At 70.1% G+C, this 12,990-nt stretch carries 13 protein-coding genes; 1 reads left to right on the top strand and 12 read right to left on the bottom strand.

Going from position 1 to position 12,990, the window contains the following annotated elements; translation table 11 throughout:
• Nucleotides 1-91: 91 nt before the first annotated feature.
• Nucleotides 92-1,345: a hypothetical protein gene (locus OHN19_RS29630; RefSeq protein ID WP_330267117.1), complete on the bottom strand. Its 1,254-nt coding sequence runs from the start codon at nucleotides 1,343-1,345 to the stop codon at nucleotides 92-94.
• Nucleotides 1,346-1,714: 369 nt separating this feature from the next.
• On the opposite strand from OHN19_RS29630, the gene OHN19_RS29625 reads away from it, so the two are divergent.
• On the top strand, nucleotides 1,715-2,164 hold the full coding sequence (locus tag OHN19_RS29625) for a DUF1931 family protein (protein WP_030323692.1): 450 nt from the start codon (nucleotides 1,715-1,717) through the stop codon (nucleotides 2,162-2,164).
• Nucleotides 2,165-2,199: 35 nt separating this feature from the next.
• On the opposite strand, the gene OHN19_RS29620 is transcribed toward OHN19_RS29625, so the two are convergent.
• The 11 genes from OHN19_RS29620 to OHN19_RS29570 all read right to left on the bottom strand — a co-directional run bounded on the left by OHN19_RS29620 (nucleotide 2,200) and on the right by OHN19_RS29570 (nucleotide 12,882).
• On the bottom strand, nucleotides 2,200-2,592 hold the full coding sequence (locus tag OHN19_RS29620) for a DUF2267 domain-containing protein (protein WP_030323694.1): 393 nt from the start codon (nucleotides 2,590-2,592) through the stop codon (nucleotides 2,200-2,202).
• A gap of 197 nt (nucleotides 2,593-2,789) precedes the next feature.
• Nucleotides 2,790-3,287: an Hsp20/alpha crystallin family protein gene (locus tag OHN19_RS29615; protein WP_030323698.1), complete on the bottom strand. Its 498-nt coding sequence runs from the start codon at nucleotides 3,285-3,287 to the stop codon at nucleotides 2,790-2,792.
• 46 nt (nucleotides 3,288-3,333) lie between these two features.
• Nucleotides 3,334-5,115: an FAD-dependent oxidoreductase gene (locus OHN19_RS29610; protein WP_330267116.1), complete on the bottom strand. Its 1,782-nt coding sequence runs from the start codon at nucleotides 5,113-5,115 to the stop codon at nucleotides 3,334-3,336.
• Nucleotides 5,115-5,378: a UBP-type zinc finger domain-containing protein gene (locus OHN19_RS29605; protein WP_031036564.1), complete on the bottom strand. Its 264-nt coding sequence runs from the start codon at nucleotides 5,376-5,378 to the stop codon at nucleotides 5,115-5,117. Before OHN19_RS29605 ends, OHN19_RS29610 begins: the two co-directional genes overlap by 1 nt.
• A gap of 6 nt (nucleotides 5,379-5,384) precedes the next feature.
• Nucleotides 5,385-5,843: a thioredoxin gene (gene trxA / locus OHN19_RS29600; protein WP_330267115.1), complete on the bottom strand. Its 459-nt coding sequence runs from the start codon at nucleotides 5,841-5,843 to the stop codon at nucleotides 5,385-5,387.
• Entirely contained in the window at nucleotides 5,840-8,479 is a 2,640-nt protein-coding gene (clpB, locus tag OHN19_RS29595; RefSeq protein WP_330267114.1) for an ATP-dependent chaperone ClpB, read from the bottom strand. Before clpB ends, trxA begins: the two co-directional genes overlap by 4 nt.
• Nucleotides 8,470-8,838, bottom strand: a complete 369-nt coding sequence (locus OHN19_RS29590; RefSeq protein WP_030323709.1) for a chaperone modulator CbpM — start codon at nucleotides 8,836-8,838, stop codon at nucleotides 8,470-8,472. Before OHN19_RS29590 ends, clpB begins: the two co-directional genes overlap by 10 nt.
• Nucleotides 8,838-9,767, bottom strand: a complete 930-nt coding sequence (locus OHN19_RS29585) for a J domain-containing protein (RefSeq protein WP_330267113.1) — start codon at nucleotides 9,765-9,767, stop codon at nucleotides 8,838-8,840. The genes OHN19_RS29590 and OHN19_RS29585 overlap by 1 nt, the downstream gene beginning before the upstream one ends.
• Before the next feature lie 6 nt (nucleotides 9,768-9,773).
• Nucleotides 9,774-10,361, bottom strand: a complete 588-nt coding sequence (grpE, locus tag OHN19_RS29580; protein ID WP_330267112.1) for a nucleotide exchange factor GrpE — start codon at nucleotides 10,359-10,361, stop codon at nucleotides 9,774-9,776.
• A gap of 10 nt (nucleotides 10,362-10,371) precedes the next feature.
• Complete coding sequence (gene dnaK / locus OHN19_RS29575; protein ID WP_030323716.1) at nucleotides 10,372-12,288, bottom strand: molecular chaperone DnaK; 1,917 nt, start codon at nucleotides 12,286-12,288, stop codon at nucleotides 10,372-10,374.
• A 66-nt stretch (nucleotides 12,289-12,354) separates the two neighbouring features.
• Nucleotides 12,355-12,882, bottom strand: coding sequence for a general stress protein (locus OHN19_RS29570; protein ID WP_030323718.1), 528 nt, complete (start codon nucleotides 12,880-12,882; stop codon nucleotides 12,355-12,357).
• Nucleotides 12,883-12,990 lie beyond the last annotated feature (108 nt).

Here is a 12,990-nt window from a genome sequence, read left to right as displayed (position 1 = left end):
CGAACGCCCTGCCGGGGCCCGTCGGCCGCTCCGCCGCCTCCTGACGGCCCCGCGCTCCGACGCCTCGCTGCTCGTCGTGCCGGTAGTCGGTTCATTTCGAGGGCGGATCATCGTGATCTTGGAGCATGCGGCGACGTTCCTGTTCGCGCTTCGAGTAGGCGGCTGCCCGGATCGCGTCGTCGCTTTCCAAGCCTGATCCCAGCGCGCCGCCCACGGTGGCGACCGAAGCGACGAACCAGGACAGCGTCACATACTCGTCGGCGTGCAGGGGGGTTCGTGTCACGGAAGCGAACAGTTGGTCGTTGAGGATGAACAGCGCCCACAGCCAGTTGATGACCATCAGACCCACGTAGCAGACGAGCACACCGATCCCCACGGTCACGACCGTCGAGGCGTTGTAGAGCCGCGCCCTCTGCCTCGCCTCCGGCGAGCTCTCCGGTGATCGATGCCACAGCTCCGCGTCCACGATCAGCCAGCCGATCATGAGCGCGACAGATCCGACCGTGGCGATCACGAGGCGTGGCGTGCTGAGGGACGCGGCCAGGCTCCAGACGGTGGAGTTCACGGTGGCCACTGCTCCCGTGGCGAGTGCGGCCGCCAGGGCTTTCGACAAGCCCGGCACCAACCGCCACGGCCGGTTGGCGCGGACCATACCGACGAGCACCCGCAGGTAACCGCGCGGCCCGTTGACGACGTACCGAAGATCGTCGGTCTCCTTCTCACCGGGTGGGCCCGGATGAACAGGCGCGAGACGATGGACGAAGGGCCCCGGACGCGGCTGACTTCGCGGAGGTCCTTCCGCCCCGGTGGTCCGTGGAGCCGCCAAGCGGAGCACGGCTTCTTCGACGGCCCGACGGGCCCTCACCGGCAGCCGCAGGCCTCCCAGTGAAGGCAGAGAGAGCAACGCCAAGCCGTGTTCGTGATTCAGGTTCACAGCGAGCCTGCGCCCGTGCGCGTGCAGCGGAAGGTCGGTGAGGGCCACGACGATGTCCCAGTTCTCCGCACTCCCGCGGTCCATGATCCGGCGCATCAAGGTGGGCGGGTCCTCGGTCCCCGACGTGAAGGGCTCACTGACCACCTCGACGTCGAACCGTCGCCCCTGGCCCGACTTGTCGGCGAGCCGAGCCGGAAGGGTCCGGGCCATGCGCTGCGCGATCTCCGTCGGCGCGTCCGGATCCGCCAGGAGAGCCACGACCGTAACGTCCTGCGACGACTCCCGCATGGCTGGACCCTCCTCGTCGGCTGTCCCGCGATCCCAAGTGCCCACAGACGCCGCCCAGGTAACGTCGACGCCGCGTGACACACCGGGCCCCGCCGGCAGGTGCAGGCCGTACGGCCAGATCACAGGGCCTGTTCCCAGCGCCGGGCCACAATCGCGTCCCCCACCGCGAAGACCCGCTCGGGCAGCACCCCGGCACCGTGTCCGCCCGGGAGCCGGAGTCCGGCAAAGAGCTGCGACACCCATGGGTGGGATGGGCCGCGTCAACCAGCCCTGGCTGCCGTTCACCGGCCTCTCCCGAGCGCTCTCGGCCCCGCTGTCGGCCGCACGCCCGTCCGACCACCCGGACAGTCGAACGCATGGGCCTGGCAGGGCAATGCAGGGAGGCTAATTGGGCCCCACATGCGCATGCGTTCACGCGCCCCCGTCGGCCAGGCTGGCTGGGAAGCCCAGGGGCCGGGAGCCACCCGGCTCCCGCAGCCGGAGGTTGCCGTCATGACCGTGATGTCCATCGCCAGATTCGAGAAGTTCTTTCGCGCGGCCGCAGGTCTGAACGTCGACAAGAACGATCTCAAGCGCTACAGCGACTTCGTCGACGCCAAGCTCTACGATCTGCTGACCGTCGCCCAGGCCACCGCCAAGGCCAACGGGCGCGACATCATCCAGACCTGTGACCTGCCGATCACGAAAGGCCTGCAGGAAAGCATTCACCACTTCAGGAAGATCGACCAGGAAGTGGAACTCAAGCCGATCCTGGAACAGCTCGCCACCCATCCCGCTCTGGACCGCACTCCCGATGAGGAGACCGAGGCGGCCTATCCGGACATCATCGGCGGACTCAGCCTGGCCCTTGCCCAGAGCTTCAAGATCCTCCACCCCGACCTGAAGAACCCTCAGACCCAGCACTGGGACGAGGCTCGAGCCGTCTTCGACCTCCTGCTGTGAGGGGGCTGCCCCTGGCCGAAGGCCTTGGCAGGGGCTCAGTCCGCGAGGTCGGCCTTGCCGAACAGGGCCGCGTAGCTGGAGGGGAGTTGGCTGATGACCTGATTCAGCTCACCGCCGGTCACCGCGTCGGCAACGGTGGTCAGGACCGCGCTGGCGTCCCACTGCGCCGTGCGCGGCCGGGCAGGGGTGCGCTCGGCGACCCGGCGGTAGAACTCCTCGATCCCGAAGCTCTGCGCCTGCTGGGGCGTTGCCTGGTTCAGAACCTGTCCCAGCGGGCCGGGCAGCTGGGATGCGAGGTCCCTGACCTCTCCCGGGCTGATCCGTTGGGCCAGCACCTCCAGTACGGCGTTGGTGACGTTCGCGGCTTCGTCCTGGTCGTTGTATTCGCCTCGCTCGCGTACATGGGCGAGGAATCCGTCGTATTTCATCGCTGCCTCCTTCTGTGCCGGTCGCCGCTGTCATGGGGGTCACCCGGGACTACCGCTCGAACTCACTGAGCCCACGGCGGAAGCGGCCGGGGCAGCCGGAATCCCTCCCTACGGGATGACGTCGCGCCGCCGTACGGCGAGCCTCGCCGGCCCGGCCGCGGTGCCGGACGGGCGTCCGGAACCGCGGCGCTCGCCTCTCAGCCGCTGCTCCCGGTGCTTTCACCCGTCTCGCTGATCTCGATGTGCCGGGGCTTCGCGACCTCGGCCTTGGGGACGGTGACGGTGAGCACCCCGTCCGAGATCTGCGCATTGATCTTCTCGGTGTCGACCTCTCCGGGCAGCCGCAGCCGGAACTCGAACGCTCCGGTGCGGCGGGTGCTCCGGCGCAGGACGCCTTTGCGTTCCTTCTCCTTGATCTCTCCGGTGACCACCAGCTCCTGGCCGTTCGCTTCGACGTTGATGTCCTTGCTCTTGACGCCGGGCAGTTCGATCCCGACGTGGAAGGCGTCGTCCGTCTCCGTGACATCCGCCAGGGGTGTCCACACGACTGCGGGAGCGGCACCTCCCACCGTGGACTCGATCAGTCCGCTCATCTCGCTGAGCAGTTGGTCGAACTCTGTCAGCGGATTGCGTGCCCAGCCAAGGGGCCTGTCCTGCAAGGCGCCACCGCGGTGGCGTCGGACGGGTGTGGCCATTCCCCTGCCTCCTTCTCCTTCTCGTGATGTCGTCGCCCGCTGGGTGTCATGCGAGCCAAGCGGACTCCTTGGGACGGGTGTTCGGGGAGCTGTCGGTGCCGCCGGGTGCGGCCGTCTGGCCCAGGTAGCGGTGCACGAAGTGGATGCTCATCGCGCCTTCGCCGACCGCGGAGGCCACGCGCTTCACCGAGCCGCTGCGGACGTCGCCGGCCGCGAACACGCCGGGCAGGCTGGTCTCCAACGTCAGGCAGTCGCGGCCCTGGCTCTGCCACAGCTCGGGAACGGAGCAGGCCTGCGCCTCCGCGCCGGTGAGAACGTAGCCCCGCGCGTCGAGGGCGAGCGCGCCGGACAGCCAATCGGTGTGAGGGTCCGCGCCGGTGAAGACGAACAGGGCCCGCACTTCGAGGTGGCGGTGCTCGCCCGTACGGTGGTCGACCACGGTGACCGCCTCCAGCTCCTTGTCGCCGACTGCCTCGGTCACCTCGGTGCGCAGCAGGACGCGCACCCGTGGGTGGCGCTCGATCTGATCGATCAGGTAGCGGGACATGTGCGCCTCGAGGCTCGGCCCACGGACGAGCAGATACACCTGTGGTGTGTACCCGGCCAGGAACAACACCGCCTGGCCCGCGGAGTTGCCGCCGCCGACCACCGCCACCGGGTCGGTACGGCACTGCTGGGCCTCGTAGACGGTCGCCGAGTAGTGGACGCTCGCGCCCTCCAACGGCTCGATGCCGGGCACTTGGAGGCGGCGGTAGCGGGCGCCGGTGGCCAGGACGACGGTACGGGCGGTGATCTCGCTGCCGTCTGCGAACCCGACGGCGTAGTGGCCGTCCCGCCGTTCGAGCCGGGCCGCCTCCGCAGGGAGGCTGATCCGGGCGCCGAACTTGTCCGCCTGGAGCACGGCGCGTTCGGTGAGTTCGGCGCCGGAGATGCCGGAGGGGAAGCCGAGCAGATTCTCGATGCGGGACGACGTGCCGGCCTGGCCGCCGGTGGCCATCGCCTCGACCACGGTCGTGCCGAGGCCCTCCGAGGCGGCGTTCACCGCGGCGGCGAGACCGGCCGGACCGGAGCCGACGATCAGGACATCGCCGCGGCCGTTGCCCGATCCCAGGGACGGCAGGCCGATCAGCCGGGCCAGTTCGGCGTTGCTCGGATTGCGCAGCAGGGTGGTGTCCCGCCAGATCACCAGCGGCGTCTGCTCCGGACCGACCCCGAAGCGGCGCAGCAGAGCCTCGGCCTCCTTGTCCGTCTCCAGATCGATCCAGCGGTGCGGCAGCCGGTTGCGGGCGGCGAACTCGCGCAGCCGACGGGTGTCGGGCGAATAGCGCGAACCGATGATGCGGAAACCGGCTCCCTGCCCGACGAGCAGAGCGCGGCGGCCCAGGCAGGCGCGCAGCACCACGTCACCGAGCGTGGAGTCCCGGGTCACCAGGTCACGCAGCTGATCCATGGACAGGGCGAGGATCTCGCCGGGGTCCCTGACCACGGCGGTGTAGAAGGCCATCTGGCCGTTCAGGAGGCCGAGTTCGCCGATGAAGCGGCCAGGACCGTGCACACGCAGCAGACGTTCGCCGGGTGTGCCGTAGCCCTCGACGATGGCGATCGAGCCACTGAGGACGACGTAGAACATCTCGCACCGTTCGCCCTCCCGGATCAGCACGTCACCTGCCTCGGCGGCGCGCCGCCGGCCGTGCTGCGCCAGGCGCGCCGTCTGGTCGTCCGACAGGCGGGGATAGGCGCCGTGGATGTCGGGAGTCTCGAAGGGGACACTCTCCTCCGCCTCGTCCGGCACCGGCGCCGCGCCCGGCCGCGTCTCGTCGCCGGACATCACACGAACGCCTCGTGGACGAAGCACCACCGCCAGTCCTCGCCGGGCTCCAGCGACGCCGCGATCGGGTGGCCGTCGGCGGCGGCGTGGCGGCGGGCGTGCCGGTTCGGCGAGGAATCGCAGCAGCCGACGTGGCCGCAGGTCAGGCAGAGCCTGAGGTGGACCCACGGGGAGCCGAGCTGCAGACACTCCTGACACCCTTCGGGGGTCAGTGGTCGGACCGGCCGGACGAGCGCGAGGTGGGGGTCGGTTCGTAGGGTCATGGCTGATCACCCTTTCCCGGTCGGTTCGCGGCCCGCGATCGACTGCTCCACCCACCGCCGCAGGACAGGGGCAGGTGCGGCACCCGCCTGCCGGGCGATGGTCTGTCCCTTGTCGAGGACCAGCAGCGTCGGTACCGCCTGGACCTCGAAGCGCTGCGCCAGGCGCGGGTTCTTGTCGATGTCGACCTTGACGAGCTTGATCTTTCCCGCGAGGTCGGTGGCGACCTTCTCCAGTGCGGGGCTGACCATGCGGCAGGGGCCGCACCAGGTGGCCCACAGGTCGACGACGACGGGCACGGTGGCCTGCTCGACGACCTCGGTGAAGTCGTCGTCGCCCGCGTCGGCCATCCACGGCAGTGGCTGCTTGCAGTTGCCGCACGTGGGGCGGCCCTCGGCGGCCACGGGTACCCGGTTGGTGCGCCCGCAGTGCGGGCAGGTGACGTTGGTGGCTTGCACGGTACTCATGCCGCCCTCGCTCCCTTCACGTCCTCGGGCTGGTCGTAGGTGACCACCAGCTCTCCGTGCTGGGCGTCGACGCGGACCTGCGAGCCGTCCTGTACGTCGCCGCGCAGCAGGGCGCGCCCGACCAGCGTCTCGACCTCGTGGGAGATGTAACGCCGCAGCGGCCGGGCCCCGTAGACCGGGTCGTAGCCCTGGTGGGCAATCAACTCCCGTGCAGCGTCGGTGAGTTCGACGGTGATACGGCGTTCGGCGAGGCGGCGGCGCAGTTCGTCGAACTGCAGCTCCACGATCCGCTCGATCTGGCGCTCACCGAGCGGCTTGAACAGCACGATGTCGTCGACACGGTTGAGGAACTCCGGGCGGAAGTGCCCGCGCAGTTCGCCCATCACCAGGGCGCGGGCGTCCGGCTTGATCTCACCCTCGGCGGTGGCGCCGTCGAGAAGGTGCTCGGAGCCGATGTTGGACGTCATGATGATCACGGTGTTGCGGAAGTCGACCGTACGGCCCTGAGCATCGGTGATGCGTCCGTCGTCGAGGACCTGCAGCAGGGTGTTGAAGACATCGGTGTGCGCCTTCTCGACCTCGTCGAACAGCACGACCGAGTACGGCTTGCGGCGTACCGCCTCGGTGAGCTGGCCGCCTTCCTCGTAGCCGACGTATCCGGGCGGTGCGCCCACGAGCCGGCTGACGGTGTGCCGCTCCTGGTACTCACTCATGTCGAGGCGGACCATGTTCTCCTCGGAGTCGAACAGGGCCCGGGCGAGGGTCTTGGCCAGCTCTGTCTTCCCGACGCCGGTGGGGCCGAGGAAGATGAACGAGCCGATGGGGCGGCGGGGGTCGCGGATGCCGGAGCGGGCACGGATGATGGCGTCGGCGACGAGCTTGACGGCCTCGTCCTGGCCGATGACGCGCTCGCGCAGGATGTCGTCGAGGCGCAGCAGTTTCTCGCGTTCGCCCTCCTGGAGACGGGAGACGGGGATGCCGGTCCAGGCGGCGACGATCTCGGCGATCTCCTCCTCGGTGACGACCTCGCGCAGCAGCCGGTTCTGCCCTTGCTTGGAGGCCAGTTGTTCCTCCTCCGCGGCGAGCCGGCGCTCCAGCTCCTGGAGGCGGCCGTAGCGGAGTTCGGCGGCGCGGTTGAGGTCGTAGGTGCGTTCGGCCTCCTCCGCCTCGTGGCGGACCTGCTCCAGTTCCTGGCGCAGTTCCTGCACGCGGCGGATCGCCTGCCGTTCGGCCTCCCACTGGGCGTGTTTGGCGTCGGCCTCACCGCGCAGGTCGGCCAGTTCCCTGCGCAGTTCCTCCAGGCGGGCTTTGCTCGCGGGATCGGTCTCCTTGGACAGGGCGGCGTCCTCGATCTCCAGGCGGGTCACCCGGCGGGTGATCTCGTCGAGTTCGGCGGGCATGGAGTCGATCTCTGTGCGCAGCCGGGCACATGCCTCGTCGACGAGGTCGATGGCCTTGTCGGGCAGGAAACGGTCGGTGATGTAGCGGTGGGAGAGCGTCGCCGCCGCGACCAGCGACGTGTCCTGGATCTTGACGCCGTGGAAGACCTCCAGGCGTTCGCGCAGGCCGCGCAGGATGGAGATGGTGTCCTCCACGCTGGGTTCTTCGACGAGGACCTGCTGGAAGCGGCGTTCGAGGGCGGCGTCCTTCTCGATGTGCTTGCGGTACTCGTCCAGGGTGGTCGCGCCGATCATGTGGAGTTCGCCGCGTGCCAGCATGGGCTTGAGCATGTTGCCCGCGTCCATGGCTCCTTCGGCGGCCCCCGCGCCGACGACCGTGTGCAACTCGTCGACGAAGAGCAGAATCCGCCCCGCAGCGGCCTTGACCTCGCTCAGCACGGCCTTGAGGCGCTCCTCGAACTCGCCGCGGTACTTGGCGCCCGCCACGAGCGAGCCCATGTCGAGGGCGAACACCGTCCTGTCGCGCAGTCCTTCGGGCACGTCACCGCGCACGATGCGCTGGGCCAGACCCTCCACGATGGCGGTCTTGCCGACGCCGGGATCGCCGATCAGGACGGGGTTGTTCTTGCTCTTGCGGCTGAGGATCTGGGTGACGCGGCGGATCTCGGCGTCCCGTCCGATGACGGGGTCGAGCCGCCCGGCCCTGGCCTCGGAGACCAGGTCACGGCCGTACTTCTCCAGGGCCTCGTAGGCCACCTCGGGGTTGGCGGAGGTCACGCGCTGGTTGCCGCGGATCTGGGTGAGCGCGCCGAGGAAGGAGTCCCGGGTCACGCCGTGCTCCTTCAGCAGGCGCCCGGCGGCGGTCGCCGAGCCCTCCTCGGTCAGCGCCAGCAGCAGGTGCTCCACGGACACGTACTCGTCCTTGAGGCGTTTGGCCTCCCGCTCCGCCTCGTCCAGCAGCCGGGCCAGGCGCTGGGTGACGAAGACCTGGCCCGGCGCCGCGCCCGGGCCGGTCACCTTGGGCCGGCGCGAGAGCTCCTCGCGTACGGCCGCGCGCAACCCCTCCGGATCGGTGCCCGACTGCTGCAGCAGCCGCGGGATCAGCCCCTCCTCCTGGTCCAGGAGGGCGAGCAGCAGGTGTTCGCCGTCGACCTCGGTGTGGCCCAGGCGGCCGGCGGCGCTCTGGGCCTCCTGCAGGGCTTCCTGTGACTTCTGGGTCAGTCGGTTCATGTCCATGGTGGTAGATCACTCCTCATGCCTGCACGCCGCAGCGCGGCTTCGAGCAGGCTGATGCGGTCGAGCAGGTCGAGCACCAGACCGAGGGACGCGTAGTTCAGGCACAGCCCGGTACGCAGCCGCTGAACGCGGGCCAGGGCGGCCGGGGCCGTGGGGGCGAACATCAGCCGTCCGGAGGCGTCAGGACCGGCGTCCACCAGTCCGAGGGCGACGAACCGGCGGATCAGGTCGGGATGGAGGCCTGAGCGGCGGGCCACGGTCTCCAGGGAGAGCATGGGCACGGGCACGATCGCGTACTGCACGCCCGCCTCGGCCGTTCGTGCGTGGGGCGGGCGGGCCTTGGCCGGTCGGTCGGTCATCAGGTCCTCCTGGGGTCGAACGAGGAGACAGCGGCAAGTTCCTCCAGCAGCTCGCGCTCCCGGTCGTTCAGCCGGGGCGGCACCATGATCCGCAGCTCCGCGTACAGGTCTCCGTCAGCGCCGCGCGGGCTCGGCATGCCCTCGCCGCGCAGCCGCAGGCGCCGTCCGCTGGAGGACCCCGCGGGCACGGTCACCTTCGCCGTGGCACCGCCCGGCGTGCGCACCGGCACGGTCGCGCCCAGCGCGGCCTCCCACGGGGTGACCGGAAGCTTCACGTGGACGTCCCGGCCGTCGAGGCGGAACTCGGGGTGCGGCAGGATCCGCACCCTCAGGTACAGGTCCCCGGCGGGAGCGTCGTCGCCGCTCCCGCGCCCGCCCTCCCCGGCCAGCCGGATGCGCTGCCCGTCGGTGGTGCCGGGCGGTATGTCGACCTGGTAGCGCCGCTGCCCGGCCGGTCCGGCGAGGGTGACCGTACGGCGGCCGCCCCGATAGGCCTCCTCGACGGTGAGCGGCAGTTCGGCCTCCTGGTCGGCGCCGGGCACGCGCATCCGTCCGGCACCGCCGAACAGCGAGCCGAACAGATCCTCGACGTCGACCCCCTCGCCCCCGAAGCCCGACGTGGAGTACCGCACCCGGGGACCGCCGCCGGTGCTCCACCGGGAACCACCGCCGGCGCCGGCGGCGACCTGCTCCTCCCAGTCCTCCGGGATCTTCCGGAAGTCCTCGCCGAAGCGGTCGTAGCGGGCTCGCTGCTCCGGATCGGACAGGACGCTGAAGGCCTCGTTGATCTCCTTGAACCGCTCCTCCGCCTGAGGGTCCTTGTTGACGTCGGGGTGGTACCTGCGGGCCAGGGTGCGGTAGGCCCGCTGGATCTCGTCCCGGTCGGCGGTGCGCGGAACGCCGAGCACCTCGTAGAAGTCGCGTGCCATGGACGGTCACTCCCGCTTGGCGACGGTCACGGCGGCAGGCCGCAGCTGCCGCTCGGCCTCCCCGTAACCGGGTCGCAGCACTTGGACCACGGTGTTCGGATCGGCGTCGGGATCCTGGACCACTCCGACCACCTCGTGCCGGGCCGGGTCGAACTGCACACCTTTCTCTGTGTGGCGCGGGTAGCCCAGCCGCTCCAGGACGTTCACGGCCTGGTCACGCACGGCCCGGACTCCCTCGACGATCGCACCGGGGTCGGCGGCCCCCGCGTGGCTGAGGGCGAGTTCCAGGTTGTCGATGACGGGCAGGAAGGCCGCAGCCGTACGGGCACGTTCGGCCGCGGCCACCCGCTCCAGCTCCCTGGCATGGCGTTTGCGCAGGTTGTCGAGGTCGGCCAGGGCGCGCCGCCAGTTGTCCTCGGCCTCGCGCAACGCTGCCGCGTACTCGTCGTCGGGTGCGGCGGTGCCGGTTGCGGCGTCGGGCCCTGGCTCGGCCTCCTCGGTCCGCGGTCCAGGCTGCTGGAGGTCCCCGCGCGGCGGCTGTACGGCGCCTTCCGGCGGCGGGTCGGGCACTTGGCTCCGGGGTGGGATGGGCATGGCGGGCACCTCAGCCCTTGTCGAACTCGGCGTCGATCACATCGTCGTCGCCCCCGGCTCCGTCCGGTGTGGCCCCGCCGGGGCCGGCTCCGTCCGGCGAGCCGGTGCCCGCGGGACCGTCCGCGGCGGCTCCTGCCTGGTGGGCCGCGAGGCCCGCGAAGACCTGCTGGAGTTCGGAGGCCAACGGCCGGACCTTGTCCACCCCGGCCTCGTTCTTGACCGCGTCGCGGGCCTCGGCCACCAGCATCTCGGCTCGGGCCTTCTCGTGTGCGGGCGCGGCGTCGCCGAGCTCCCCGAGGCGCTTTTCGACCTGGTAGGCGATAGCGTCCAGTTCGTTGCGCGCGTCGACTGCCTCGCGCAGGGCCTGGTCCTGTCCGCGGTTGCGTTCGGCCTCCTGGATCATCCGCTCGACTTCGCTGCCGTCGAGGTTGGAGCTCTCGCTGATGGTGATGCTCTGTTCCTTTCCGGTGTCCTTGTCCCGCGCGGTGACGTTGAGGATGCCGTTGGCGTCGACGTCGAAGATGACCTCGATCTGCGGCTCGCCGCGCGGCGCGGGGCGGATGTCGGTGAGCTGGAAGCGGCCCAGGACCCGGTTGTCGGCAGCCAGCTCACGCTCGCCCTGCAGGACGACGACGTCGACGGCAGGCTGGTTGTCCTCGGCGGTGGAGAAGGTCTCGGTGCGGCGCACCGGGATGGTGGTGTTCCGCTCGATGATCTTCGTCATCACTCCGCCGCGTGTCTCGACGCCCAGCGACAGCGGGGTGACGTCGAGCAGCAGGACATCCTTGACCTCGCCCTTGAGGACCCCGGCCTGGATCGCGGCGCCCTTCGCCACGACCTCGTCGGGGTTGACGCTCATGTTGGGGTCCTTGCCGCCGGTCAGCCTGCGCACCAGGGTCTGGACGGCGGGGATGCGGGTCGAGCCGCCGACGAGGATGACCTCGTCGATGTCGTTGTCACTGACCTTGGCGTCGTCCATTGCCTGCCGCACCGGGCCGAGACAGCGCTCCACCAGGTCGCCGGTGATCTGTTCGAACGTGGATCGCATGATCGTCTCGGTCAGATGCTTGGGCCCGGAGGCGTCGGCCGTGATGAACGGCAGGCTGACCTGCGTCTGGGTCACCGAGCTGAGCTCGGTCTTGGCCTTCTCCGCGGCCTCGAACAGCCGTTGCAGCGCCTGCGGGTCCTTGCGCAGGTCGATGCCGTTCTCCTTCTGGAACCCGTCGGCGAGCTGGTCGACCAGCCGGCGGTCGAAGTCGTCGCCGCCCAGATGGCTGTCGCCCGCCGTGGACCGTACCTCCACCACGCCGTCGCCGACGTCGAGGATGCTGACGTCGAAGGTGCCGCCGCCCAGGTCGAAGACGAGCACCGTCTCGTGCTGCTTCTTGTCCATGCCGTAGGCGAGGGCGGCCGCGGTCGGCTCGTTGATGATCCGCAGTACTTCCAGGCCGGCGATCCGTCCGGCGTCCTTGGTGGCGGTGCGCTGGGCGTCGTTGAAGTAGGCGGGCACCGTGATGACCGCCTCGGTGACCTTCTCGCCCAGCTGTTTGGAGGCGTCGTCGGCGAGTTTGCGCAACACCTGTGCGCTGATCTCCTCGGGAGCGTAGAGCTTGTCGCGCACCTTGAAACGGGCGGCGCCGCCGTCTCCCTCGACCACGTCGTACGTGACGGCCTTGGCCTCTTCGGAGATCTCGTCGAAGTGCCGGCCGATGAACCGTTTGGCCGAATAGATGGTGCCCTTGGGGTTGAGGATCGCCTGGCGGCGGGCCAGCTGGCCCACCAGGCGCTCGCCGGTGTCGGTGAAGGCCACCACGGACGGTGTCGTGCGGTTGCCCTCGCTGTTGGGTACGACCGACGACTCGCCGCCCTCCCAGACGGCGATCACCGAGTTCGTGGTGCCCAGGTCGATGCCTACTGCCTTGGCCATGAGGAACTCCTTTCGCGACGGGCGGCCCGCTCGTCCTCGGAGACGCGCCCGGCTTTCCGCACTCGCTCAGGTGACGGCGGGGCCGCTCCGCGGGCGGCCGCTCTTCCAGGCCCCGCTGCCGGTGCTGGTGCCGGTCCCGGTGGGCAGTTCGGCCAGCAGCCGCACCGCCTCCTCGGCGACCGCTTCGTCGGCGACGACGTCGTACTGGCTGGGCTGCATGTAACTCACCGAGGCGAAGTCCCGGCGGCCACGCTGGGCCGCGTGCACCACCAGGCCGAGCAGAGCACCGACGAGGGCTCCGAAAACCAGCCCGTACAGGGCGAGCAGCAGTCCCGACACGACCGGGTCCAGCCAGTTCAGCAGCCCGAAGATCCACCCGATCAGTGCTCCGGCCAGGGCGCCGCTCGCCGCGCCGTGCAGCGCGGCCCCGCCAGGTCCCATGCGGCCCGTCACCTGCTCGACCAGGCGCACGTCCTGCCCGATGACGGCCACCCTCTCCACGGGAAAACCCCGATCGGAAAGGTGATCGACGGCGCGTTCCGCCTCCTGGTAGGTCGTGTACGAGGCGATGGTCCTGCGGGCCTGCTCGTTCATCAGCCAGTCCTCCCTGCCAGGCCACCGGTGCGCCCGGCGATCCCCGACAAGTCCAGAGTGGCAAGAGAGCAGCGCGCTCCGCCTGCACCCGACAGGTCAGAAATCGAC

The organism is Streptomyces griseorubiginosus (genome assembly GCF_036345115.1).
GTDB lineage: Bacteria > Actinomycetota > Actinomycetes > Streptomycetales > Streptomycetaceae > Streptomyces > Streptomyces griseorubiginosus_C.
The sequence above is the reverse complement of the archived record's forward strand: the minus strand, read 5'-3'. Positions and strand labels throughout refer to the sequence as shown.